Source organism: Legionella impletisoli (genome assembly GCF_900639875.1).
In the GTDB taxonomy this organism is placed as follows: Bacteria; Pseudomonadota; Gammaproteobacteria; order Legionellales; family Legionellaceae; genus Legionella_A; species Legionella_A impletisoli.
Map to the genome: position 1 here is coordinate 14,810 of NZ_CAAAIA010000014.1, position 25,352 is coordinate 40,161.

Below are 25,352 nucleotides of genomic sequence, written 5' to 3' on the forward strand. Positions count from 1 at the left end.
CTGTGCAACGCCTATTTTAAGTGTAACATGAAGTACACGAGCGTTTTGAGGCGCTTTCTTATTTGAGATTGACCCTTAATGACCGTTTCCAAACAGGTCTAATGAATTGTTTGACCTTGCGTAATGCATTGACTGATCACTTGCCGGGTAACATAATCACCTTGATTTGCCCCATAAAGTGATTGAAAATGCTGCGCAATGGCTACAACCCAATTAGCTAAGCGAAAATTCATGCGTTTTTCGTTTTGATTAACGACCAGCTCAAATAGTCCTAGGGTATTGCTTTCCTGGTCTTTTGCGTATTCTTCCATGATTAACTGGGCGATGTGCATATCTTTATTTTTGGTTGGCCAATTATTAGTCATTCTACCCCCTTTACATCAAACGCTAGTGTTGGGACCATCCTGAGAACTTACTTTTTTATATTGGGATTATTTTTTAAATTTCAAGCCAAAGTCGTGAAGATATTATGCCATATCGGCAATTATTTATCAAATTGTATTATTTATGCACTAAAATATCGGGTATTTATCAATCGGAGCTAGCTTTTAGAATTAACCGTTACAAAGCCTTGTGATTCATGCCAAAGTGTTATAAATAATACCATCGTAATCGGGCCAACAAATAAGCCCAATAGCCCAAGAGTCTCTAATCCGCCAAGTATTCCAAACAATACCGCTAAGAAAGGCAATCGTATCGCCCCGCCAATGAGTGCGGGTTTTACGAAATGATCAGCAACAAACATCACTAACGTACCCCATATGACCACAACAACAGCAGCGATAAGACTACCATTTGCAAATAAAATTAAAGCAACAATGGCAAATACGATTGGAACAACGAAGGGGATCATGGCTGCAAACGCCGTAATAAACCCAGTTAACGTAGGGCCAGGAAATCCAACTAATCCGTAACAAACTCCCATTAAAATACCAACGCCAATACCAACGACAATTGTACCATTTACAGTTGCCCTTAATGCAGAGGGCAATCTATCGGCATAACGAAACCAGCGACTGCCAAGACAATTCTCGCCAATGCGATTAATCTGATTAAAGAGATTAAGACCATCACGATAAAAGAAAAACAAAGAAAGGACGGTAAAACCAACTTGGAAACTACGATTTGCCAAATTTAAACCCACCTGCTTAATATAGTAGCTTGCTGGTGTGAGTGACATGTGTAAATTGGTCAGAACGTTTTTAACATTTCCAGGATTGCCAACGTGTTCGTTCCAATAGGCGATTAATTCATTACTGAAAAAAGGAAAATCACGAATAAACTCTGGGGCTTGTCCACCTTCCCGATTAATTTTTTGGATGTAATTAATAAATAACTGAGTTTCTTTAACTAATAAGGTAATTAACCAACTGATTGGAATAAGTAACAATAAGGCTAACAAGAGAGTAAAGGTAAAGGCAGCTAAGTTTCGACGACCACCTAATAATCTTGACCAACGCTGATACATAGGAAAAGTAGCGATCACAATGATCGCAGCCCAGCTTATCGAGGGAATAAATCGATGGATGATAAATATCGCCAATGCAACAATACCGATGGTCATACCGATGCTGATTAATTCTTTATGATTTTCGTTCACATGAATCCCCAAGCCATTAATTGCAATAGAATCCAAGCCATTAATGCTGCAATCACATCATCTAACATAATCCCAAGCCCACCTTTTACTTTCCTATCAATGAACCGAATGGGTTCGGGTTTCCAGATATCAAACAAACGAAATAAGGCAAAACCGACAATGACCCATAAAAATCCAGGTGGGGCCAAAAACATCGTTATCAAATAACCGACTACTTCATCCCAGACGATGCCGGAATAATCATGAACTCCAAGATCGCTTGAAACTTTCTGAGAGGCATAAACGCCAAGCACAAAAGCGAATATCGTAAAAAACACATATACTGTCCAGGGCGTGCCTGCAAACAGGAGATATATTGGGATAGCTGCCAGAGTTCCCCAGGTGCCTGGTGCAGGTTTAATAAGCCCACTACCAAAGCCAAAGGCGATGAAATAGAGAGGATCCTGCAACACTTTTTTTGATAATTTTACTGTGCTCACCGACAATTCAACCATGGTCAAGAAAAATAAATAATAAGGCTTAACTAAACGGGTTTAAAAATGCCTATACCCTTTTATGGTTAAGGGTTTAACGAGGCCATTTTTCTGACCGCGCAATCCTGGCTGAGCCTCAATGTTACCAATCAGATGGGCGTTTAACCCCTCCAATAAGAGCATCTGAAGCATTTCATGCTCAAGCATAGGGGAAACGGTATAACATAATTCATAATCATCCCCTCCTTGAAGTGCAAATTCAATAGCCTCCTCGCCTTGATAAGCCAAAACCATCGGATGCACCGGGATGTTTTTAAGATTTAGGCAGGCTCCTACTTGGCTTGATTCACAAATATGATTTAAATCAGCGCTTAACCCATCGGAGATATCAATTGCCGCAGAAGCGAAACGTCTAAGCACCTTCCCCATATCCACACGTGGGGTAGGCCGAAGCAGCCTATCCATTACCGTTTCTTTATGCAAAGCGTTAACATTCTTTTTTTCAAGAAAGTCAACAGCTAAGGCCGAAGCGCCTAAAAGACCTGTCACATAGATCTTATCCCCAGGTTTGGCACCATCACGCCTTACCGCTTTACTGGCGGGAACCAAACCATGAAGGGTTATGGTGATGCTGAGTGGGCCTTTAGTGGTATCGCCTCCAATAAGTGCAATGTTATATGGTTGCATGGCCTCATTTAAGCCTTTTGAAAATCGAGACAACCAAACTTCATCAGACTCAGGCAATGTTAAAGAAAGAGATAACCACGAGGGCTCTGCCCCCATTGCAGCGATATCGCTGACATTGACCATGACGGCTTTATACGCAATATCAAACGCATCCCATGAGGAAAGAAAATGGCAATCCGCAACCAACGTGTCCGTGGTGACAATTAATTGCATGTCTTTGGGGACTGTTAAGCAGGCGGCATCATCTCCAATGCCAAAAACGACATCATTACGTTGACTAGGAATAGATTTAAAAAAACGATCAATTAATTCAAATTCATTCATCGTTATGTTCTATTTCTTTTGCTCTAACGTCTCTGGCAAGATTGTTTAAAACACCATTAACGTAACGATGTCCTTCTTGAGAACCAAAAGCTTTAGTCAGGGTTACCGCTTCATCAAGAACGACACGATAAGGAATTTCTGGGCAAAACATCAATTCATATCCGCTTAGTCTTAAAACGGTTAGTTCGATAGGATTCAAACTGTCAATGTGTCGATCGAGATACGGAGCAAAAGCATTTTCAATTTCATTCAGATGATTTACAACACCATGCAATAACCGGTGCAAGTAGTTTGAATCCACTTTTGTCATATCGTTGCTCGCATGAAACTGGGCTTCAATTTCATAAAGCTCGCTGTTGGTCATTAACCATTGGTACAAAGCTTGTAAGGCGAGTTTTCGTGCGCGCCGCTTACCTTTAATTGTTTCAGTATTCACCATTACCTCATGAGGATGTATCGTTATTCATTTGATCAATTGTTTGTCGAAAATCGCTCACATCCTTAAAGCGTTTATAGACCGATGCAAACCTTACATAAGCTACATGGTCTAAGCGGTATAACTGTTCCATAACCCATTCGCCAACTTGCCTGGATTCAATTTCACGCTCGCCGTTTTGCCGAATTTTTTGCAATATTGTGGCAATCGATTCTTCCAGATCATCCACGCTGACAGGCCTTTTTTCCAATGCACGAAGCATACCTGCGCGTAAATTATCAATACTAAAGGCTTCTCGGCGACCATCTCGTTTAATGATCGCAGGCATAACCAGCTCTGCAGTTTCAAACGTAGTAAATCGTTCATTACATTGGAGACATTGCCTTCTTCTTCGAACTTGTGCACCGTCTGCAATCAACCGGGAATCGACCACTTTTGTTTCTTCAGCATGACAAAATGGACAATACATAATTTAGCCACTATAAACGGGAAAATCATGACAAAGCTCTAAGGCTTGATGTTTCACTTTTGCAATCCTAGCTTCATCGGTTAGATCCTCCAAGATATCTGCTATCCAACCTGTTAATAAACGAATTTCCGGTTCTTTAAAGCCTCGAGTGGTCACTGCCGGGGTTCCTAAACGTAACCCACTCGTCACGAATGGGGAGCGGGGGTCGTTTGGCACAGAGTTTTTGTTCACGGTGATGTTTGCTCGCCCCAACGCTTCATCCGCATCTTTACCCGTGATGTTTTTTTCAATGAGATCCAAAAGTATTAAGTGGTTTTCTGTGCCTCCTGATACAATTTTATGGCCTCGTCCCATTAAGCAAGATGCCATCGTTTTTGCGTTATTAATCACTTGCTGCTGGTAGCGTTTAAAGTCAGGTTGCTGTGCTTCTCTAAAAGCAACGGCTTTTGCTGCAATTACATGCATTAAAGGACCGCCTTGCGTCCCTGGAAAAACAGCGGAATTTAATTTTTTTTCCAAAACTTCATTCGCTCTGGCTAGAATCATACCCCCACGAGGACCTCGGAGGGTTTTATGGGTGGTAGTAGTCACCACATCGGCATAGGGGATTGGTGAAGGATATAAGCCGGCTGCAATTAAGCCTGCAACATGCGCCATATCCACCATAAGCCACGCATTTACTTTATCTGCAATATCTCGAAATTTAGACCAATCAATACGTTGAGAATACGCAGAAAAACCCGCAATGAGCAGTTTTGGTTTATGCTGTAACGCTAATGCTTCAACTGCATCGTAATCGATAAGCCCTGTGTTTGGATTAAGCCCATACTGGTAGGCCTCATACAATTTTCCAGAAAAGTTAACTTGAGAACCATGAGTTAAATGACCTCCATGTGGCAAAGCCATGCCGAGCACCTTATCTCCTGGTTCAAGCAAAGCCATCATGGCTGCAGCATTTGCTTGTGATCCAGAATGAGGCTGTACATTTGCATAATCCGCACCAAAAAGCGCTTTGGCACGTGTAATCGCAAGACGCTCAACTTCATCAACGTACTCACAGCCTCCGTAATAGCGCTTCCCTGGGTAGCCTTCCGCATATTTGTTTGTCAACTTAGAGCTTTGGGCTTCCATCACCCGTGGACTTGCATAATTTTCAGATGCAATTAATTCTATGTGATCCTCTTGACGTTGACTTTCTGCTTGTATTGCCTTAAGCAACGCATCATCAAATCCAGAAATGGTATAACTGCCATCATACATGGTAAGTCCTTACGAATAGCTGATAAAATAACCAATAGTTGATTCAATTCTTGCCCAATAGTGACCAAAGCTTTATTTAACAATTAAGTCGTTACGAACGGATTTGACATCTTCTACGCTAGCCGCAATCACTCCCGCACGTTTTTTAACAATATCGCTATTCACAAAGCCGCTCAACTGAACCTCATCCTTAAACGTTTGAACGTTAATTTTGAATGCTCTTGGACCAAGCGTATCGATGAGTTTTGCTTTTACTTTAGCAGTAACTGCCGTGCTATCGAGATATTCACCAGTGCTTTCACGAACTGAAGTTGCAGAGCAAGCCATAATCCCAACACAAACCATCGCTAAAAAACTAAGCTTTAATGCTTTGATCATTCTATCTCCCTAAATAACGTGAGTTCGAAAGAAAAGTCATGCATGACTTTTGTGGCGCTAAACAAATGTTATCCCGTAAAAAAAGCGAAACTTTTTGTACGGGATCCATTCAAAATAAGTCGGCTCGATATCAACAAAAATTGGATTTTTCTGATATCGAACTTACGTTAAATATTCAGCCTAAGAAGATTATCACATTGCTCAAAGGATTTGAATGAAAACGAACGCTCAATCAGACGTCTTTATTTAGAATGATGTGCCATGAATGGGGTCTATCCGGTAGACAAACCCCTTGGCTACTCAAAAGTGAAAATCTCTACTTTTTAATTTGAACCTGAGACTGATTACTTTTAAGTTGTTTACTAAAGTATGGAATGATCTCGATGGTAGACCCAACACTTGGGTAACCAGAATACAAATGGAAACCATTAAATGACTGAATGCTTACATACATGTCGTAATGGCAGTACCCATAGTAAAACAAGGAAATATAATGCGGAGGATCGCTTGGCAACACATTAAATCGTAAACCTTCACCATCATCAAACATACCATAGACTTGTACTGGCTCATAACTATTGTTGACGATCATAATTTCACATCGCCCAGGCCAGTTAACACTCTTAGCCGTTTTTTTAACTAAACTACTGCCTTTTTGCGAGTGAGCATGCTGGCTCTCAGCATAAGCCTGGCCAAAACATAAGATAAAACAGAGAAACAATAATGATGTTCGCTTCATGGTAGAGAGTACCTCAAATTACGTGAAGCCAAATAGTAACAAAGTAATTATTTTAGTCAATAGGTTTTGATAATAGACACCGATTTGTAAAAAAATGTCTCTGTCTACTATAAGAATGCAATCTGTACAAAGATCATAACTTTCAAAATTGCACAATTCGTCCTATTATTTGAAAGAAGCGACCAATTCTGTCGACTATATAGATGAGCGCATTAAGGGGTTGCTGTTGCTTACCAAAACAACGTATTACCTAATCTAAAATGATATTAATAGATAAAAAGCTTGCGTTAAATTTGTATATTTACAATAAGATTTGTCAATAGACCCAGATTACAATAATCTATTCGTGTATCTTTATCTTAGCTTATAGCTAATTAACCATTGATTAAGAGGGTGTATTTCATCCATGAACAATACTAGGTTGAAAAAGCGTTTAACAATCATGATCATCGCACTTGTAATTGTATTTGGCGGGATTATTGGTTACAACCTGTTTAAAAGCTATATGATGAAACGCTATTTTGCAACCTATGAAGCTCCTGCCGTTACAGTTTCTTCTATTGTAGCCAAAAAAGAAAACTGGAAACCTACCCTTTCTGCCGTGGGAAATTTTGTCGCAGTAAACGGAGTTGATGTGAACTCCGAAGCCTCGGGCAATGTTGTGGCAATTCATTTTGAATCGGGTGAATTCGTACAAAAAGATGCACCACTGATTGATATCGATGACGCCGTTGACGAAGCCACTTTAAAATTTAACCAATCTGAACTTGCCTTGCAAAAAATTAACTATCAAAGACAAGTAGACTTATTTAAACGCGGCGCAACACCGAGCTCAAATGTGGATGCTGCCCGAGCTAAACTATTGCAAGCCGAGGCTGATGTTGAAAAAACTGAAGCGGTCATCCGACAAAAGCATATAACAGCCCCCTTTGCAGGGCGATTAGGAATTCGAAAAATTAATTTAGGGCAATTTATTTCTCCCGGTGAAACCAAGATTGTAACATTACAATCAATGGACCCATTATTTCTTGAATTTTATTTGCCCGAACAATTGTTAAAAAAATTACATATTAATCAAGACATCACGTTTTCTGTGGAGGAAAATCCAAATTTCTTATTTAAAGGAAAAATTACTGCCATCAATGCCAAAGTTGATGTCAATACCCATAATATTTTAATTCAAGCCACTGTTCCGAATTGTCCAACTGAAGCCCTTAAAAACCCGGAGAAATCTCCATTGGTTAAAGTTGTTAAATCAGAATTCCATCAAAAGCCTATCGTTCTTTGCTCTCCTCTACTCAATAAAAAGAATAAAGTCGATAAATTTAATTTTATCCCTGGCATGTTTGCGAACATTGAAGTAGATCAACCCACCTTAAAGGATGTCGTAGTATTGCCAACCACCTCGATTTCTTACAGTTTGTATGGCGATGCTGTCTATTTGATTGAAAAAGATAAGGACGGTAAAAAAGGAAAAGATGGTCAGGATCATTTATATGTTAAACGCGTTTTTATTAAAACGGGCGATCAACAAGGTAACTACACAGTGATAGAAAAAGGAGTTAAAGCAGGTCAAGAAGTCGTAGGGTCTGGTGAACTTAAATTAGATGATGGAACACGGGTCATTATTAATAATGATATAAAACTTACGAATACCCTTGATCCAAAAACCTTAGGCAAATAATTTTTTATCCGATTTGCTCGATTGAGCTGGAATGAATATGAAATTTACTGATATTTTCATCAAACGCCCTGTTCTGGCAAGCGTTATTAGCTTGCTCATCTTCCTTTTCGGGCTAAATTCCATTTTGAAAATGCAGGTTCGGCAATTTCCTAGAATGGATAATACGGTCATTACAGTCACCACAGCCTACCCCGGGGCTGATGCAAACCTTATTGCAGGGTTCATTACAACCCCACTTGAAGCAGCAATAGCTAGTGCTGAAGGGATTGATTATCTCACCTCCTCTAGCACACAAGGTATTAGCACAATTACAGTCAACGTAAAGCTTAATTTTGATCCACAAATTGCGTTCACAGATGTGATGAGTAAGGTACAACAAACCATTAATATTTTGCCTCCTGAATCGCAGCAACCTGTTATTGTTAAATCCTCAGATACCTCAACCGCCTTGTTATACTTAAGCTTAGACAGTGTGGAAATGACGCCACAGCAGATTACAGATTACGCGACCCGAGTCGTGCAACCCAAAATCCAAACGGTTGAAGGCGTTGCAAAGGCTGAAATTTTAGGCGGCCAAACCTATGCCATGCGTATTTTTCTTGATCCTATAAAAATGTCGGCTTTTAAAGTCACGCCTAGTGATGTTTTTCAGGTTTTATCCAGTAATAACTTTTTAACTGCTGCTGGAAGTACAAAGGGTGAGTATGTTGCCATTAACATCAAAGCCAATACCAACTTAAGTTCTGCGGAAGAATTTAAAAAGCTCATTGTTCGCGCCGATAGTGGCTCAATAATCCGATTAAAGGACATTGCCGAAGTAACGCTTGGCTCACAAAACTATGATACCTCAGTGACCTTCGATGGAAAAAAGGCGGTGTTTATTGGAATTACGCCGACCCCTTCCGCTAATCCTTTAACTGTTATCCAGAATGTCCGTGAAGTATTTCCAAGCATCACTAAGCAATTTCCTCCTTCATTGGAGGGTACTATTGTTTATGATGCCACCGAATTTATTCGCGCATCAATTGATGAAGTGATTTCAACTATTGTGGAAGCTGCCGTTATTGTGGTGGTGGTCATCTTCTTGTTTTTAGGCTCTATTCGTTCTGTTTTAATTCCCATGGTTACTATCCCCCTATCGCTGGTTGGGGTATGTACCCTCATGTTGTTTTTGGGCTATTCAATTAATTTATTAACGCTGCTTGCTTTTGTTTTAGCTATTGGATTGGTGGTTGATGATGCCATCGTAGTGGTGGAGAACATTCACCGCCACATTGAGGAAGGAAAATCGCCTTTTGATGCAGCCATCATAGGTGCACGTGAAATTGCCACACCAGTAATTGCCATGACCATTACTTTGGCCGCAGTATATGCACCTATTGGATTTATGCAAGGACTGACTGGCGCGTTATTTAAAGAGTTTGCCTTCACCCTTGCCTGTGCCGTCATTATCTCCGGTATTGTTGCGTTAACGCTCTCCCCCATGATGTGTTCTAAGATTTTAGCTTCTGAAAAAGGCAGTAATAAATTTGTTAAGTGGCTTGATGATTTTTTTAATCGACTCAAGCAACGATATCAGCGAACACTTCATAGTTTGCTTGAAACACGGGTTATCGTTTTATTGTTTGCAGTCGTCGTTTTATTAATGTTGCCTTACATGTATACAAAAACAGCTCAAGAAACCGCACCAGAGGAAGACCAAGGCTTCTTTTTTGTGGTGGGTAGCGCTCCGCAGTATGCCACATTAAATTACGTTGAAACATTTACGAAACCGTTTCAAAAAATCTATAAGAGCTTTCCTGAAACAGCACATTATTTTACCATCAACTCGGGGTCGCCTATATCAGGACTCGTATTGAAACCTTGGGGAGAGCGTGAAAGTCAGTTTCGTTTAAAACAACCCTTACAAGAAAAGCTCGATCAAATTACCGGTCTTAAAACCTTTGCCGTTATCCCTCCTCCCTTACCTGGCGGAGGCGGTGGTGCCCCAATCCAATTTGTAATTAAAACAACCAATGACTTTCAAAGCTTATTTGAAATCTCAAACAAGTTACTTGAAAAAGCAAAACAAAGTGGGTTATTTATCTTTCTTGACAACAGCCTGCGGTTTAATCAGCCTGAGATTGTTTTAGATATTAATCGTTCGAAAGCTTCGGATTTAGGTTTGAATATGCAAACAATTGGAAGCAGCTTAACCAGTGCTCTCTCTGGCGGATACGTCAATTTCTTTGATTTGATGGGAAGAAGCTACCAAGTCATACCTCAGCTTGATAGACCATTTCGTTTAACTCCTGAGCAACTGGGTCAGATTTACTTGCGAACGTCAAATAACACGATGGTTCCTCTTTCCACCATAGTAGAACCAAGCTCAAGAACACAGCCCAATGCACTTTCTCACTTTCAACAACTTAATTCGGCAACCATTCAAGGAGTGATGATGCCGGGAGTGAGTTTAGGCCAAGCCCTCAATTATTTAGAAGAACAAGCCGAATCCATTTTACCACAGGGCTTTGAATACGATTATGGCGGACAATCTCGACAGTTTATTCAAGAAGGGACCACCCTGATTATCGTATTTTTCATGGCGGTATTAGTTATCTTTCTGGTTCTAGCTGCACAATATGAAAGCTTCCGTGACCCTTTAATTATTCTAATTAGTGTACCCATGTCTATTTGCGGGGCGTTGATTCCTTTAAACTTAGGGGCTGCTACCATTAATATTTATACACAAGTTGGATTAATTACGTTGATTGGCTTAATCAGTAAGCATGGGATTTTAATCGTTGACTTTGCGAATCATTTACAACGAGAAAAAAATCTTACTCGGCGTGAAGCGGTTGAAGAATCCGCAGGAATTCGATTACGTCCAATCTTAATGACTACTGCTGCAATGGTATTCGGGGTAATTCCTTTATTAATTGCAAGTGGCGCCGGAGCAGAAAGTCGTTTTGATATTGGTCTTGTGATTTCTTCTGGAATGTTAATTGGTACATGTTTCACTTTGTTTGTAGTGCCTGCAATTTATACCTATTTGGCGGCAGATCATCGTAAGCATGGAAAATATGAAGAACCCACCCCTGTTTCACCCAAGCATAACGGGTAGAATGACGTTATAATTTTTAGCCCCGCGTTGGTCTAAAAGGCGGTCCTACTCTTTAGGGCCTGTTACAATTTGTTTCACGTTGAGTTCGTTAAATAGGGCTTACTATTCACCTCACTCAGCTAAAATTTGAGCATAATCATCTCAATTTTTAGCTCGCGAAACAAATTGTAAACAGGCCCTAAAATTATGTGGTAAAATTCGCAAATTTTTAATTAAACAGGTTAAGCAATGGATAAAACATATTCCCCACAATCGATTGAAAAAGCATGTTATACACGATGGGAAAGCCACCATTACTTCCAACCCCGAGGTGAAGGCGAGTCATTTTGCATTATGTTACCTCCACCCAATGTCACTGGCAGCTTGCATATGGGGCATGGCTTCCAACATACTTTAATTGATGCACTCATTCGTTATCAACGCATGAAAGGTAAAAAAACCCTATGGCAGCCAGGAACCGACCATGCTGGCATTTCAACCCAACTTATTGTTGAGGGACAATTGGCCAGAGAAGGTTTATCACGTAAAGACCTAAGTCGTGAAGAATTTCTTAAGCGTGTATGGAAATGGAAAGAAGAGTCTGGCGATACCATCACCCGTCAAATGCGCCGCATAGGCAGTTCGGTGGATTGGACACGTCAACGTTTTACAATGGATGCAGGACTGTCTGCGGCGGTGCAAAAAGTATTTGTTCAGCTTTATGATGATGGATTAATTTATCGGGGCTCAAGGCTCGTCAACTGGGATCCGAAGTTAGGAACCGCCATATCCGACTTAGAAGTTCTATCTGAAGAAGAAGAAGGAAGCCTATGGCACATTCGTTATCCCTTAGTTGATTCGGAGGAATTCATTGTTATTGCAACCACACGTCCTGAAACTCTGCTGGGCGATACGGCGGTTGCAGTCCATCCTGAAGATGAACGTTACAAGCATTTAATCGGAAAAGAAATTCAATTGCCGCTATGCGATCGAACCATTCCCATTATTGCCGATGAATACGTTGAAAAGGACTTTGGCAGTGGTTGTGTAAAAATCACACCAGCACATGACTTTAATGACCATGAAGTCGGTAAGCGTCACAATCTCCCCTTAATTAACATCTTTACTAAAAAAGCGACCATTAATAAAAATGCGCCTATCAAATATCAAGGGATGGATCGATTTGTCGCGCGTGAACAAATTATTGAAGATTTGCAGGAACAAGGCCTATTAGTCAAAGTTGAACCACACAAGCTCAAAGTACCTCGTGGAGAAAAATCAAACGTTATCATTGAGCCTCTATTAACAGATCAATGGTATGTCAAAACAAAACCCTTAGCCGAACCCGCCATTGATGTTGTAAAAAAAGGTGAGATTCGCTTTATTCCAGAAAACTGGACAAAAACTTATTACCAATGGATGGAACATATTGAAGATTGGTGCATCAGTCGACAATTATGGTGGGGCCATCGTATTCCTGCTTGGTATGATAACCAGGGTAAAGTTTACGTCGGTTATAGTGAAAAAGACGTACGATTTAAATATAACCTTGATCCCTCTGTATCGCTTAAACAAGATGAAGACGTTTTAGATACTTGGTTTTCTTCTGCCCTCTGGCCTTTTTCAAGTTTAGGCTGGCCGGAACGCACGAGTGATTTTGAAGAGTTTTATCCAACTCAAGTTCTTTTCACTGGCTTTGATATTATTTTCTTCTGGGTCGCTAGAATGATCATGATGGGCTTAAAGTTTACTGGGAAAGTACCCTTTAAAGAAGTCATCATCACAGGTTTGGTTTGCGACAATGAAGGGAAGAAAATGTCCAAATCTAAGGGTAATGTACTTGATCCTATTGATATTATTGATGGCATTAATCTCTCATCGTTAATTGAAAAACGAACGGCTAATCTTATGCTTCAGTCGGTCAAAGATAAAGTAACAAAAGCCACTCGCAAGCAATTCCCCGAAGGAATTGATGCGTATGGCGCGGATGCTTTGCGCTTCACTTTCTGCTCTCTTGCTTCCAATGCCCGTGTGGTTCGATTCGATATGGGGCGGGTTGAAGGTTACCGAAATTTTTGCAACAAACTTTGGAATGCCTCTCGTTACGTACTCATGAATACCGATGAAGATTTATCAGACTTTGGGGATAATGCCTTTCAATATAGTCCCGCAGACTATTGGATTTTATCCAAATTACAAGCAGTGAAAGCCACTTGCCATCACTATTTTGAAACCTATCGTTTTGATCTACTAGCCAATACTTTGTACGATTTTGTTTGGCACGAATATTGTGATTGGTACCTTGAGCTCTCAAAGCCTGTCTTATATGACGAAGAAGCATTAGCCGCCAAAAAACGTGGTACTCGTAGAACTTTAATTCATGTGTTAGACCAAATTCTAAAACTTCTGCACCCAGTGATGCCATTTATTACCGAAGAGATTTGGTTGCGCATCACCAAGTTTACTAGCGACAATGCTGAGAGTATTATGCTCAGTAAATTTCCTGAAGTTGAAGAACACCTCATCGATAACTCGATTGAAGAGGAAGTGGAATGGCTTAAAAAAATTATTCAATCCATCCGTACTATTCGCAGTGAAATGTCGATTAGTCCTGCTCGGCAAATTCCTTTAATTCTTCGAAATGTCAGTGAAGAAAAAGACGCTTTAGTGAAAAAATATTTAGCGACGTTGGTTTCACTCGGCAAACTTTCGCAAATTAACGTTTTAGATAAAGGCGAGGCTATACCGGCTTCAGCTACTGCCGTTGTCGGAGAGTTGGAATTACTTATTCCAATGGCAGGCTTAATTGACAAAGAAGCTGAGCTTAGCCGTTTAGAAAAAGAAATTTCTAAACTCGATAAAGACATTGCAATGGCTGAAGGAAAGCTTAACAATCCAAACTTTACTGATCGCGCACCAAGAGAAATTATTGAAAAGGAAAAAGAAAAAATGACTCTGGCAAAAGCTGCAAAAGAAAAGCTTAAAAAGCAACAGAAGAAGATTGAGTCGTTGTAACAAAGAAGGAAATCATAATAAACCGTTGGGCCAAGGCCCAACCTACGTTGTTCATGTTATTCATTATGAAGCGCTTTGTAGGTTGGGCCCTGGTCCAACATCGTTATGAAGAGAGACAGGAGGAGTATGAGAAATTGCCAAACGCATTAGTCAAATCAGAGATTACTCTTCAGAAATCTCACGTCTCATAACGCGTCGGTCAATCCAAGCCGCGAGTAAAATAGTCGCTATAACACTCAAAATAACTCCATAATTATGCCAGGTATCTTTTGTTATTCGTAAGGCATCCGGTGAGTGAAAAATTGAAAAAGGAATAGCCAATAAAACATCAATTAATGCGGAGCCCGCGACCAAACCACACGCAATGAGCGTTCCCACTTGCTTATGACGTTGTAAAGATTCATCGGATAAAACCCGACGTTTTAAATGTGTGTTTACAAACAATGCGATTAAGCCGCCAATAAATAAAGGAAATGATGAGGCGATAGGCAAATACATTCCGATGGCCACGCCCAAAATAGAGAGTTGAACAAACCGTTTTAGATTAAATAATCGCTCAAGAGCAATGATAAGTATAATTACTCCCCCTCCAACAAACATCATGCTCCAAGGTAATGTGTTTTGAAAGACTGCTTGGGTTACAGCGGATAAAAGTGCTGCTGTTGGTGCGGGCAGGGATTGGCTCACATCCATTCCAGGAGAAGGCATCACCCCGGCTATGCCATATACATTAAACAGCAGCTGCATAACGGGTGGAATAATTAATGAAGACACAATGACTCCGAGCAAGAGCATCAATTGTTGTTTCCATGGAGTTGCACCGACCAATTGTCCTACTTTTAAATCCTGTGTATTATCATTTGCAATCGCAGCAATCCCAGTTACCACAGAACCAATGATAATCGTAATGGCCTCTGCGGCAAGCAATTGCTGCTCACTTAAAGGCAGTGGTACAACACGGTTTAACACACCAAGTAATATCCAGGCTGCAAATAAGATCCCGGCAATTACAATAGAACTCCCAGGACTTGCTGTTACACCCACCATCCCGGAAAAATAAGCGGTGATGACTGAAAATAAAAAACCCACAATTAAAACATACATAACGAGCGCGAATACGAGCGTAGGTGAATATTCTCCATCTAACCCTGCTTGTTCAAGAGGAAATAAAAACTGGAAAAACAAAAAGAGCATTGCGGCCAAAATAAAAATCGCAATTAAAATGTAAGGTACGGGAATATCGCGATCGGTTCTAGGTATTCGCTCACCTCGACTACTACTGGATAAAAAAACTCGTAAAGAACTTCTCATATTGCGCGCTAGAGGCTTTGCCAATTTGGCAAACGTCCAAATTCCAGCAAATAACATTGCCCCAATACCTAAATAACGCATCTCGCTGTTCCACAAATACATAGCCGCTTTATGTGCTGGATATTGGGCTAAATATTCAGGGTAAAACTGACTAACAATAGGCATGGCAATAAGCCAAGAAATAAACGCGCCTAAAAAAATGCTAATCGCCATATCATGGCCAACCAAATAACCAGCACCAATCATGGTTGCAGAAAACCCCGCTCCAAATCCAAATATGGAACGTTTTGCAACAAACCAGTAGCTCCAGCTATTTGCCAAAACTTTAAACCCGATTTGAAGCAACTCTAATACACCACCAACAATACCACCCAGTAAAATTTCCTTAATACCTACTTTTTCAGTCGAGGTTTTTAATACTTCAGCAATTGCCTTTCCTTCAGGAAATTTCAATGTTTCGTCATGAACTAAAATTCGCCTCAATGGGATGGAAAACAATACGCCTAAAATCCCACCACTGGCTGCAATGAAAAAATTGGTAAAATAATCAAAATGATGCCAATACCCGATAATAATTAATGCTGGAATCGTGTAGACAATACCTCCCGCGACTGCTTCTCCCGCAGAAGCGGCTGTTTGCACCGCGTTATTTTCTAGTATCGTTGCGTCTTTAAAAAATCGTAAGATACCCATTGAGATAATCGCAGCAGGGATTGAAGCAGACGTTAAAATCCCGAGCTTTAATGCTAAGTAGGCATTTGACATCGCCAGAATCAACGTTAAAAATATCGCTAAAAAAACACTACGAACCGTTAATTCTGCAATTTTTTGTTCATTGGTTATAAACGAAGAAAGATCATTACTCATTAATTCTCCTCCAGGAATTCTCGCCTTGGAGTACATGCAAGGACCACCCTAGATATCTAGCAGAGGCAATTACACAAAACGACAAGAATCGCTGATTATCCTCAAATTGCTTAGGAAGCATATCTATTCCTCATGGCGTAATGACTTCCAGTTACCCTGAATGAAGCACTCGGGGTGATAGGGAAATCCAATTTGATAACATAGCTCAGCAGCATCGGTTACAGGCCATCGCAAAAGTTCTGCTCTCATCCCAGCCTTGAGCGATCCAACTTTTTCGGCTATACCTAGCGCTCGAGCGGCTTGATATGTGACACCACTCCACACTTCAGGGACGGTCAATGAAAATAATTGACAGCCCATATTCATCACCAGCAATATTGAAGTGATTGGTGAAGAGCCAGGATTGCAATCCGTAGCAATTGCCATACCTAGCCCCTCTTTACGAAGTTGCGCTATAGGAGGCTTTCGAGTTTCGTTTAGGCAATAAAAAGCCCCGGGCAATAGTACAGCCACTGTCCCCGATGAAGCCATAGCTCGAATGGCATTTTGGTCAAGATATTCCAAATGATCACTTGATAATGCCCCAAACGAAGCCGCCAATGAAGAAGCGCCTAAATTCGACAATTGCTCTGCATGACATTTTACGGGCAAAGATAAATCTCTAGCAGCTTTGAACACTTGCTCCGTTTCTTTAAGCGAGAAACCGATGGATTCACAAAAAACATCAACGGCATCCGCAAGCCCTTCATTAGCTACAGCAGGAAGCATTTCTTGACACAAGTAATCGATATAGGCCTGACTTCTTCCTTTGAAATCGTTCGGAATGGCATGAGCGCCTAAAAACGTTGTTTTGACTCGAACCCCGGTAATTTCACCTAATTTTCGAGCCACCCTGAGCATTTTAAGCTCAGTTTCTAGATCGAGCCCATAGCCTGATTTAATTTCAACTGTTAAAACGCCTTCAGATTGCAATGCGCGTAATCGCGGTAAAGATTGTTCTAATAACAAATCTTCGGAAGCGTCTCGTGTTTGTTGAACTGTACTTAAAATTCCACCACCGGCCTTTGCAATTTCAGCATAGCTTATTCCGTTTAAACGCTTTCTAAACTCATTTGCACGGTTTCCGGCATAGACAAGATGGGTGTGACAATCAATAAGTCCAGGAGTGATTAGCCGACCAGCGCAATCTTCAACCCGCACTGCATCCTGATAAAACGCTTGCGGTAACTCATTATGAGGGCCACACCAAGCAATGATTTCGTCATTAATCGCAAGGGAATAATTTTGGTATTGTTTTCCTTCGTGGTCAATTATCGTCGCATGAGTAAGGATCAGATTACACAAAGCCATGGATATCATTCCCAGGTAGGTACAAAATGAGAAGAGCTAAGCCAAGCAGCATGATGTGAGGTATCATAAATATCCCACTCTTGGGATTCAAACTCGTTTTTAGCCACATCCAATAAAAGCCAGCTTAAAAATAACGCGACCGTTTCTGGGGAAATTAATTTTCCTTCCTGTTTCAACGTCTTAAAAAACAGAAGCTTTTCATCGTCCATGTGACTTGCTTTTCTTATCATCGCTTGCATATCGGTATCGATAATGCCAGGCATGACGTTCGCGAACGCTATGGCATTTTGTTCCAGTTGCCAGCATTTCGTTAACATCAGAAGAGCTGCTTTTGAAACACAATAAGCTGCCCACCCCTTTACAGCAAAGTGAGCCGCCCCTGAACCAATATTTAATACGCGGCCATTTTTTAATAAATCGCTTAATAATTGCGTTAAAAATAAAGGAGCTTCTACGTTTGTAGCCATTGTATTTTGCCACTCAGCTTCTTTAATCTCAGTAATGGGCGATATGGGTTCAATCGTACCAGCGTTATGGATTAATCCTTTAATCATTGTATACGGCTCTATATAATCTTTAATCTGCTGACGACCTTTTTCACTCGCCACATCCGCACAGAGACAAGAAAGATTCGGGTGCATGGACGCAGTATCCGCTAATGGTTTTTCGCGACGTCCAACAATTAAAACCAATTGTTCACGTGACGCTAGGTTTAAGGCTAAAGCACGGCCAATGCCACTGCCACCACCGGTTATAATAAACACCTTCAATAGAACCTCTTAATCGATTTTGAGGAATCATATCAGACCCACCTTTTAAGGACTACTATTTTCATAGATGGGATTTAAATGAAGGGCAGTCGCATCATAGGATGGATAAATTTAAGAAGCCTGTTATCATATATACAAATTTCAGCAAGGAGCTGGATTTGCTTAAAGACCTTAAACACTATACTCCCCCAGACCCATCTCTATGGCAAGGACGAGAAGACAGCCTGCCAGGTGAGCGCTATTTTCAACACGTTGAATGGGTAAATATCCAAAACCAAGACTTACCTATTGAACTTAAAACCGTCCTTTTAGGATTTGCTAGCGATGAAGGCATTCGCCGCAATTTAGGTCGAGTGGGTGCCAAATTAGGACCTGACGCTATTCGCACTCAACTTGCCAAACTAGCCTGTCATGAGGATCATACCCTGATTGATGTCGGTAATATTTTTTGCGAGCAAGGCGACCTTGAATCCGCTCAAGCTGAATTAACTAAACTGATTTCATACTGCCAACAACAAAGGAAATTCACGATTGCTTTGGGCGGAGGGCATGAGATTGCTTGGCCTCATTATCGTGGTCTTGCAGAATGTTTCCCTAAACTCGGCATCATCAACTTCGATGCCCATTTCGACATAAGACCCTTAGTCAATCATCAAAGTTCTTCAGGTACTCCTTTTGCCGAAATCAAAGCCCATTGTGAGCAAAAGGAGCGACCTTTTGATTATTGTTGCCTGGGTATCCAACGAGCAGCCAATACTAAAAGTTTATTTGATAGAGCAAATGAATGGAACATCTCTTACTTAACTGCCGAGCAAATCAATCAAGAAAGTTTGGCCTGGCAAATGGCTTTTTTAGACGATTTTATTATTCGACATGAGTATCTTTATGTTTCAATTTGTTTGGATGTATTTGATGAATGCTACGCGCCTGGAGTTAGTGCCCCACAAGTCATAGGGATCAATCCTTGGCAGGCATTATCTTTATTGAAATATATCAAACAAACTGGCAAAGTGATAAGTCTTGATATTGCCGAATTGTCCCCCCCTTTCGATGAGCGACAAAAAACTGCCAGACTCGCGGCGATATTTTTAACGGAGTTACTTAATTTAACGAATGAAGGAAGATAACGCATGAAAAAAACGGTTCTTTATGCTGCTCTAATAGGCACTTTGGCTTCTCCAATTTATGCTGATGATACAATTGCCCAAGCCAATCCTTCACAACCTGCAGTTGTAAAACCAGGCATTCAAAATGAAGCCCCCGCAAGCACAACGCCACAACCAGCCACTACACCAGAAGCCGCTGCAGCAACCCAAGCCAATCAACCGATTAGTTGTGAATATAAAATTCCTCCTGAAAAAACCGATGTAAGCGAATCGTTGATTAAATCATGGGCAGAATTTGCTACGGTAAAGGCATTTGAATTGGATGCACCAACCCTAGATCAACAAATGGCAACGTTAGAAAAATGTTTCACCAAGCAAGGATGGGAAGGATTCAAAACTGCTTTAGACAAATCGGGTAACCTAAAAGCTATACAAGCCCAGAATTTAACAGTCAGTAGCCAAGTTGATGGGAACATCGTTGTTAATCCCGCGAAAGAAAACCAATGGAAAGTTACCATTCCGCTCGAAGTGGTTTATCAAAATCAACAACAACGATTAACCCAACTTTTATCCGTTGATGTGTTAATCGGTCGTAAAGTCACAGGTGATCTAGGTATTATGCAAATGATTGCAATTCCTAGAGTTGCAGGTGAAGCGAAAACTGCTCCCGCAGCAGAAATAGACGTATCCAAAACTCCTGAAGAAACAAAAACTCAAACAGGACTAGAATAGGGCTTACGCATAAAAAACTCGTCTTTACGAGCCTGCTAGCCCTGTTGTGGAAAACACCTTAAAAGAGCTTGGCGAGAGTCCATCTCCCGCTCTATGGGCCCTCTCCTCGTATCCGGGAGAGGGGGAAAATAAGGTTGAAGTGCTTTGATAGCGCTAGCGAAGCAATCCAGATCGATGCTCCGTTGAAATCCTGCAATTGCTTCACTTCGTTCGCAATGACGACGGTATAAAAACCAGTACTCTCAATTCCAATGGGTATATCTGGAATTTGATTTTAGGGATTATTTATAGGGAGTTTTATGAAGTATTCCTTCACCATTTTATCCAGCTTAATTTGCTTTAATACGCATGCAAATGTTATTCAGTATTTCACAGGAATTAGTTACGCCAATCCTGCTGAATTGTTTAAGGTAAAAAATAATGAGCTCATTTTTGGCGGTACTGGATTTGCAACAAACGCACGATTTCAAGGAAACCAGTTCAACTTCAATACATTTCAATATGATACAGGGACTTCTTATTCCAAAACGGTAAGTATTCTCCCTTATGGCCGCATTGCAAAGCGTTATAACGGTAATTGGGTCTTTGCGGTAGACGTAACACAACCTTTTCATTCCAATTTAAATTGGGGAAATAATTCATTTACTCGTTATGCCGCCACGCAAACGTATTTAACCGATGTCGACATTAGCCCTCGAGCTTCTTATCAATTTAACCCTAAATGGTATGCTGGTGCTGGCTTAAATTTTAATTTCTTAAAAAATAATGAAACGAACTGGGCGCTTCCTTCTGGTCCAACCACATATGCAAATCTAGTCAATCGAACTTCAGGATTTGGGTTAGGTTTTGATGTAGGTTTATATCATATTATAAACCCCACAAACTTTTTGGGGCTAACCTATTATTCATCCATTAAGCAACAAACCAGGGGCACGAGTATTTTTCAAAATAACATCAATACGTCATTGAGTTTTGATTTTCGAATGCCGGCAACCACCATATTAAGCTATGTACATTTGTTTAACGAAAAATGGTTAACCAGTTTACAATTATTTTATTCGGAATGGGATGTTAATCAATACGCCATTTTTAGAAATACCAGCGCCCCACCACCCTTAGATCAAGATTTTATTTTTACAATGAAATTTCGTAAATCGTTAGCCTTTTTAGCTATCCTTCGGCATCAATTATTTGAAAAAATAGGCATTACTGGTGTCGCTATGGTGGACGACGGTCCGGAACGAGATGCTTATAGAACAATTAACTTTCCCGCAGATACGCAATATTTTTTAGGCATTGCAGCGGATTATCATCCAACACCTGCCACAACACTGGAGTTGGTCTATGGGTATGGTTTTTCAAATACGAGAATGAATAACCACGTCACGCTTGGCTCGCAACAACTTCCCTTTACTACCGGAAAAGTTCGTATTTATGCCAATGTGGTAGATTTGAAGTTTAAATTACAAGTTTAGGGCTTAGAACATGGCCAAGGCATACTGTGAGCCAATTAAATCCAAATGCCGTCTTTGAGAATGAAGTGAAGCAATCCAGATCGACCTTCGTTATAATTTTGTAATGGATTGCTTCACTTCGTTCGCAAGACAATATATTGTTCTATATTTTCATGGTATGCGCTTGCCCTGGAGCTTAGGAATCATTTCTATGAAACATAATCTTTATCCCCATCTTCATCCGGATACGATAAAACAGTAACTTGTGTTCCAATGTCGATGAATTCTTCATTTAACCATTTGGCAGCGCTCGGTAGAACACGGATGCATCCATGACTGGAGTTCGTTGGAGGAACTTCATAGGCTGCATGAATTGTGAAGCCACGGTAAAAATACATGCAGTAAGGCATTTTTGCCCCACCTTCGGTTTGAATGGGATACTCACCTGATTTACAGTCTATGCCACGTTTGTTATATACCCTAAAGGTGCCCGTTACAGTGCGACATGGTTTATTAATGTCTTCACAAAAGTCTTTGCCGCCTGAGGCACTACCTGTCATCACACGTTTCCCCTCTATATCATAAGCAGCCCAAGCCGCTGCTTTTGGATCAAAGAAAAATTGCTTTTTCCCTGTAGATTTAATCTCTTTGGGAAAGTAATTTTTTCCTCGAGTATCTCTGAGATAATGCTTCGTGTGATGAACAATTCCATTATCATCGGTAATGTAGGTTGATTCATCAAATTCGACGCACGCTGTTAAAGCAAAAGATAATAACAAAACAATACGATATGCCTTGTTCATGTAAGTAATCCTAAAGTATTTTTAGAGTTTATGCATTTTTCGCCAGATTAAGGTAAATCACTAGTGTGTTAACCGGCGATATTTAATTCGATGAGGACGGTTGGCCTCATCTCCGAGCCTTCGCTTTCGATCTTCTTCATAATCACGATAATTGCCTTCAATAAAAACAACTTCTGAGTCCCCTTCAAAGGCCATTAAATGAGTACAAATGCGATCCAAAAACCAACGATCATGCGAGATAACCACCACACATCCAGGAAAATTAAGAATAGCATCTTCCAGTGCACGCAAGGTTTCGACATCTAAATCATTACTCGGTTCATCAAGCAACAAAACATTCCCGCCACGTTTTAAGAGCTTTGCTAAATGAACACGATTTCGCTCACCACCGGATAACTGGCCCATTTTTTTCTGTTGATCATTTCCCTTAAAGTTAAAACGACTCACGTATGCTCTGGAAGGCATTTGAAATGAACCCACTTGAATCATATCTTGACCATCGGTAATTTCTTCCCAAACGGTTTTATGATCATTGAGATCATCACGCATCTGATCCACATATGAAAGATTTACCGTATCGCCCATTCTAATTTCGCCGGAATCAGGCTTATCTTGTTGGGTAAGCATTTTTAAAAACGTTGATTTTCCAGCGCCATTAGGTCCAATAATACCTAATACCCCGCCCTTAGGTAATTTAAAACTGAAATTATCCATCAACAATCGATCGCCAAATCCTTTACAAAGATTAACGCCTTCGATGACTAAATCACCGAGCCGTTCACCAGGTGGGATATACAACTCATTGGTTTCGTTTCGTTTTTGAAATTCTTTCGAATTTAGCTCTTCGAATCGCTGAAGCCTTGCTTTATTTTTTGCATGACGGCCTTTAGGTGACGTTCTAACCCATTCAAGCTCGGCTTGAATGGCGCGTTTATGAGAAGCCTGTTGCTTTTGTTCAGACTCAAGTCGTGCATTTTTCTGTTCAAGCCAAGACGTATAATTACCTTTATAAGGGATCCCTTCGCCGCGATCCAATTCCAAAATCCATTCGGCTGCGTTATCAAGAAAATAGCGATCGTGTGTTACAGCAACGACGGTACCTTCAAACTCTTCTAAATACCGCTCTAACCAAGCAACGCTCTCAGCATCTAAATGGTTGGTTGGCTCATCAAGTAATAACATATCAGGGTTGGATAAGAGCAAACGACATAGGGCCACCCGTCGACGCTCTCCGCCGGATAATACCTGGATAGGTGTATCCCAATCTGGAAGTCTTAAAGCATCTGCAGCGATTTCAAGCTTACGAGAAAGATCCCAACCACCACCTGCCTCAATTTTATGTTGCAACTCGCCTTGCTCTTCCAATAAAGTGTTCATTTCTTCATCGCTCATTGGCTCGGCAAAGCGAAGACTGATTTCATCAAATTTCGCCAACAGTTCCTTCATCTCAAACACGGCTTCTTCGACCACTTCTCGCACCGTTTTATCTAAATTAATTTCAGGTTCTTGAGCTAAATAACCAATTTTAATTCCTGGCTGTGGCCTTGCCTCACCATCAAATTGCGAATCAACGCCTGCCATGATGCGAAGCAGTGTGGATTTTCCTGAACCATTGAGACCTAATACACCAATTTTAGCCCCGGGAAAAAAACTTAATGAAATATCTTTTAAGATAAACCGCTGATTATCAACTACTTTGCTCACTCGATTCATCGTATAAATGTATTGCGATGCCATTAAAACCTCTTAGTTTAAACACTTAATGCTTTGGAACACTTTAATTCCAATTTAAAATAACTTTTCCTGAATGACCTGAGGCCATAATCTGAAAAGCAGCCTGATATTCGGATACTGGATAATGATGAGTAATAACCGGTGTAATATCTAAGCCACTTTGTAGCATAGAAATCATTTTATACCAGGTTTCAAACATTTCACGGCCATAAATGCCTTTGATAACCAGCCCCTTGAAAATCACATCATTCCAATCAATAAATGTTTCTTGCGGCGGAATGCCTAATAGCGCAATACTTCCACCGTGATTCATGGATTTGATCATATCATTAAATGCCATCGGGTTTCCTGACATTTCCAAACCCACATCAAATCCTTCCGTCATGCCGAGCTCTTGCATGACATCGCGAAGTGACTCGTATTTAACGTTAACTGCTTTGCTTACGCCCATTTTTCGTGCTAAATCCAAGCGATAATCATTGACATCTGTAATCACCACATGACGTGCACCAATGTGGCGAACAATAGCTGCGGCCATAATTCCTATAGGACCTGCTCCTGTGATAAGCACGTCTTCGCCAACCACATTAAAGGCCAATGCACAATGCGTGGCGTTACCTAATGGGTCCATCACAGCAGCTTGGTCATCTGTAATGTTATCAGGCAATGCCAATACATTACTGGCAGGCAATGCTAAATACTCACCAAAACATCCAGGGCGATTGACGCCAACGCCTAAAGTATTTCGGCATAAATGACGTTTTCCGGCGCGGCAATTACGGCACATACCGCACGTAATATGCCCTTCTCCAGAAACGCGCTGCCCAACTTTCAGGCCACGAACTTCTTTCCCTAACTCGACAATTTCACCATAAAATTCATGCCCTACCGTCATTGGAACAGGTATGGTGGCTTGCGCCCAATCATCCCAGGAATAAATATGAATATCCGTTCCACAAATGGCGGTTTTTTTAATTTTAATTAAAACATCATTCACACCAAAATCAGGAACAGAAACATCTTCCATCCAAATACCAGGTTCTTGTTTAGACTTAACTAATGCTTTCATACCTGCCTC

22 protein-coding genes are annotated in these 25,352 nt (G+C 40.7%); 7 read left to right on the forward strand and 15 right to left on the reverse strand.

Annotated elements, in window-relative coordinates; genetic code table 11:
• Window positions 1-98: 98 nt before the first annotated feature.
• The 8 genes from E1O41_RS11270 to E1O41_RS11305 all read right to left on the reverse strand — a co-directional run bounded on the left by E1O41_RS11270 (window position 99) and on the right by E1O41_RS11305 (window position 5,627).
• Entirely contained in the window at window positions 99-365 is a 267-nt protein-coding gene (locus E1O41_RS11270) for a hypothetical protein (RefSeq protein WP_131777437.1), read from the reverse strand.
• Between the two features lie 176 nt (window positions 366-541).
• The gene (locus tag E1O41_RS11275; protein WP_131777438.1) at window positions 542-1,600 is read right to left on the reverse strand and encodes an AI-2E family transporter; all 1,059 of its coding nucleotides are present in this window, start codon (window positions 1,598-1,600) and stop codon (window positions 542-544) included.
• Window positions 1,597-2,079, reverse strand: a complete 483-nt coding sequence (locus E1O41_RS11280) for a phosphatidylglycerophosphatase A family protein (protein WP_131777462.1) — start codon at window positions 2,077-2,079, stop codon at window positions 1,597-1,599. Before E1O41_RS11280 ends, E1O41_RS11275 begins: the two co-directional genes overlap by 4 nt.
• 54 nt (window positions 2,080-2,133) lie before the next feature.
• Window positions 2,134-3,084 (reverse strand): thiamine-phosphate kinase, encoded by a 951-nt coding sequence (thiL, locus tag E1O41_RS11285; protein WP_131777439.1) that lies wholly within the window; start codon window positions 3,082-3,084, stop codon window positions 2,134-2,136.
• Window positions 3,077-3,520, reverse strand: a complete 444-nt coding sequence (gene nusB / locus E1O41_RS11290; RefSeq protein ID WP_131777440.1) for a transcription antitermination factor NusB — start codon at window positions 3,518-3,520, stop codon at window positions 3,077-3,079. Before nusB ends, thiL begins: the two co-directional genes overlap by 8 nt.
• A 7-nt stretch (window positions 3,521-3,527) precedes the next feature.
• Window positions 3,528-3,989 carry a transcriptional regulator NrdR gene (gene nrdR / locus E1O41_RS11295; RefSeq protein WP_131777441.1) on the reverse strand — a complete coding sequence of 154 codons (462 nt, stop codon included), beginning with the start codon at window positions 3,987-3,989 and terminating at the stop codon, window positions 3,528-3,530.
• Between the two features lie 3 nt (window positions 3,990-3,992).
• Complete coding sequence (gene glyA / locus E1O41_RS11300; RefSeq protein ID WP_131777442.1) at window positions 3,993-5,249, reverse strand: serine hydroxymethyltransferase; 1,257 nt, start codon at window positions 5,247-5,249, stop codon at window positions 3,993-3,995.
• A gap of 72 nt (window positions 5,250-5,321) precedes the next feature.
• The gene (locus E1O41_RS11305; RefSeq protein WP_131777443.1) at window positions 5,322-5,627 is read right to left on the reverse strand and encodes a BON domain-containing protein; all 306 of its coding nucleotides are present in this window, start codon (window positions 5,625-5,627) and stop codon (window positions 5,322-5,324) included.
• Between the two features lie 38 nt (window positions 5,628-5,665).
• Between E1O41_RS11305 and E1O41_RS11310 the strand changes: the two genes are divergently transcribed.
• A complete protein-coding gene (locus E1O41_RS11310) occupies window positions 5,666-5,845 on the forward strand; it encodes a hypothetical protein (protein WP_131777444.1) in 180 nt (59 codons plus the stop codon).
• Window positions 5,846-5,943: 98 nt separating this feature from the next.
• On the opposite strand, the gene E1O41_RS11315 is transcribed toward E1O41_RS11310, so the two are convergent.
• Window positions 5,944-6,366, reverse strand: a complete 423-nt coding sequence (locus E1O41_RS11315; protein WP_131777445.1) for a hypothetical protein — start codon at window positions 6,364-6,366, stop codon at window positions 5,944-5,946.
• A gap of 421 nt (window positions 6,367-6,787) precedes the next feature.
• On the opposite strand from E1O41_RS11315, the gene E1O41_RS11320 reads away from it, so the two are divergent.
• From E1O41_RS11320 to E1O41_RS11330, 3 genes are all read left to right on the forward strand, one after another.
• Window positions 6,788-8,050 carry an efflux RND transporter periplasmic adaptor subunit gene (locus E1O41_RS11320; protein ID WP_131777463.1) on the forward strand — a complete coding sequence of 421 codons (1,263 nt, stop codon included), beginning with the start codon at window positions 6,788-6,790 and terminating at the stop codon, window positions 8,048-8,050.
• A 37-nt stretch (window positions 8,051-8,087) separates the two neighbouring features.
• Entirely contained in the window at window positions 8,088-11,153 is a 3,066-nt protein-coding gene (locus E1O41_RS11325; RefSeq protein WP_131777446.1) for an efflux RND transporter permease subunit, read from the forward strand.
• Between the two features lie 228 nt (window positions 11,154-11,381).
• Entirely contained in the window at window positions 11,382-14,147 is a 2,766-nt protein-coding gene (locus E1O41_RS11330) for a valine--tRNA ligase (protein ID WP_131777447.1), read from the forward strand.
• 162 nt (window positions 14,148-14,309) lie between these two features.
• Here E1O41_RS11330 and E1O41_RS11335 read toward each other — a convergent pair whose 3' ends face one another.
• The 3 genes from E1O41_RS11335 to E1O41_RS11345 form a co-directional block, all read right to left on the reverse strand.
• On the reverse strand, window positions 14,310-16,325 hold the full coding sequence (locus E1O41_RS11335) for an OPT family oligopeptide transporter (RefSeq protein ID WP_131777448.1): 2,016 nt from the start codon (window positions 16,323-16,325) through the stop codon (window positions 14,310-14,312).
• 123 nt (window positions 16,326-16,448) lie between these two features.
• The gene (gene hutI / locus E1O41_RS11340) at window positions 16,449-17,675 is read right to left on the reverse strand and encodes an imidazolonepropionase (protein ID WP_131777449.1); all 1,227 of its coding nucleotides are present in this window, start codon (window positions 17,673-17,675) and stop codon (window positions 16,449-16,451) included.
• Window positions 17,676-17,680: 5 nt separating this feature from the next.
• A complete protein-coding gene (locus E1O41_RS11345) occupies window positions 17,681-18,439 on the reverse strand; it encodes an SDR family NAD(P)-dependent oxidoreductase (RefSeq protein WP_131777450.1) in 759 nt (252 codons plus the stop codon).
• A gap of 164 nt (window positions 18,440-18,603) precedes the next feature.
• Between E1O41_RS11345 and hutG the strand changes: the two genes are divergently transcribed.
• From hutG to E1O41_RS11360, 3 genes are all read left to right on the forward strand, one after another.
• Entirely contained in the window at window positions 18,604-19,572 is a 969-nt protein-coding gene (hutG, locus tag E1O41_RS11350) for a formimidoylglutamase (protein ID WP_165481190.1), read from the forward strand.
• A gap of 3 nt (window positions 19,573-19,575) precedes the next feature.
• Complete coding sequence (locus tag E1O41_RS11355; protein WP_131777452.1) at window positions 19,576-20,283, forward strand: DotI/IcmL family type IV secretion protein; 708 nt, start codon at window positions 19,576-19,578, stop codon at window positions 20,281-20,283.
• A 299-nt stretch (window positions 20,284-20,582) separates the two neighbouring features.
• Window positions 20,583-21,758: an OmpP1/FadL family transporter gene (locus E1O41_RS11360; protein ID WP_131777453.1), complete on the forward strand. Its 1,176-nt coding sequence runs from the start codon at window positions 20,583-20,585 to the stop codon at window positions 21,756-21,758.
• 188 nt (window positions 21,759-21,946) lie between these two features.
• Here E1O41_RS11360 and E1O41_RS11365 read toward each other — a convergent pair whose 3' ends face one another.
• The 3 genes from E1O41_RS11365 to tdh are packed head-to-tail and all read right to left on the reverse strand — an operon-like array spanning window position 21,947 to window position 25,343.
• The gene (locus tag E1O41_RS11365; protein WP_131777454.1) at window positions 21,947-22,540 is read right to left on the reverse strand and encodes a L,D-transpeptidase; all 594 of its coding nucleotides are present in this window, start codon (window positions 22,538-22,540) and stop codon (window positions 21,947-21,949) included.
• A 60-nt stretch (window positions 22,541-22,600) separates the two neighbouring features.
• Window positions 22,601-24,277 (reverse strand): energy-dependent translational throttle protein EttA, encoded by a 1,677-nt coding sequence (gene ettA / locus E1O41_RS11370; protein ID WP_131777455.1) that lies wholly within the window; start codon window positions 24,275-24,277, stop codon window positions 22,601-22,603.
• 40 nt (window positions 24,278-24,317) lie between these two features.
• Entirely contained in the window at window positions 24,318-25,343 is a 1,026-nt protein-coding gene (tdh, locus tag E1O41_RS11375; protein WP_131777456.1) for an L-threonine 3-dehydrogenase, read from the reverse strand.
• Between the last annotated feature and the right edge of the window lie 9 nt (window positions 25,344-25,352).

Excerpts from the sequence above, each read along its gene's own strand:
- ettA (WP_131777455.1), bottom strand. The coding sequence starts at position 24,277 with ATGGCATCGCAATACATTTATACGATGAATCGAGTGAGCAAAGTAGTT.
- hutI (WP_131777449.1), bottom strand. The coding sequence starts at position 17,675 with ATGGCTTTGTGTAATCTGATCCTTACTCATGCGACGATAATTGACCAC.
- E1O41_RS11365 (WP_131777454.1), bottom strand. The coding sequence starts at position 22,540 with ATGAACAAGGCATATCGTATTGTTTTGTTATTATCTTTTGCTTTAACA.
- E1O41_RS11360 (WP_131777453.1), top strand. The coding sequence starts at position 20,583 with ATGAAGTATTCCTTCACCATTTTATCCAGCTTAATTTGCTTTAATACG.
- E1O41_RS11325 (WP_131777446.1), top strand. The coding sequence starts at position 8,088 with ATGAAATTTACTGATATTTTCATCAAACGCCCTGTTCTGGCAAGCGTT.
- E1O41_RS11315 (WP_131777445.1), bottom strand. The coding sequence starts at position 6,366 with ATGAAGCGAACATCATTATTGTTTCTCTGTTTTATCTTATGTTTTGGC.
- E1O41_RS11355 (WP_131777452.1), top strand. The coding sequence starts at position 19,576 with ATGAAAAAAACGGTTCTTTATGCTGCTCTAATAGGCACTTTGGCTTCT.
- nrdR (WP_131777441.1), bottom strand. The coding sequence starts at position 3,989 with ATGTATTGTCCATTTTGTCATGCTGAAGAAACAAAAGTGGTCGATTCC.
- E1O41_RS11310 (WP_131777444.1), top strand. The coding sequence starts at position 5,666 with ATGCATGACTTTTGTGGCGCTAAACAAATGTTATCCCGTAAAAAAAGC.
- thiL (WP_131777439.1), bottom strand. The coding sequence starts at position 3,084 with ATGAATGAATTTGAATTAATTGATCGTTTTTTTAAATCTATTCCTAGT.
- glyA (WP_131777442.1), bottom strand. The coding sequence starts at position 5,249 with ATGTATGATGGCAGTTATACCATTTCTGGATTTGATGATGCGTTGCTT.
- E1O41_RS11270 (WP_131777437.1), bottom strand. The coding sequence starts at position 365 with ATGACTAATAATTGGCCAACCAAAAATAAAGATATGCACATCGCCCAG.
- E1O41_RS11330 (WP_131777447.1), top strand. The coding sequence starts at position 11,382 with ATGGATAAAACATATTCCCCACAATCGATTGAAAAAGCATGTTATACA.
- tdh (WP_131777456.1), bottom strand. The coding sequence starts at position 25,343 with ATGAAAGCATTAGTTAAGTCTAAACAAGAACCTGGTATTTGGATGGAA.
- E1O41_RS11335 (WP_131777448.1), bottom strand. The coding sequence starts at position 16,325 with ATGAGTAATGATCTTTCTTCGTTTATAACCAATGAACAAAAAATTGCA.
- E1O41_RS11305 (WP_131777443.1), bottom strand. The coding sequence starts at position 5,627 with ATGATCAAAGCATTAAAGCTTAGTTTTTTAGCGATGGTTTGTGTTGGG.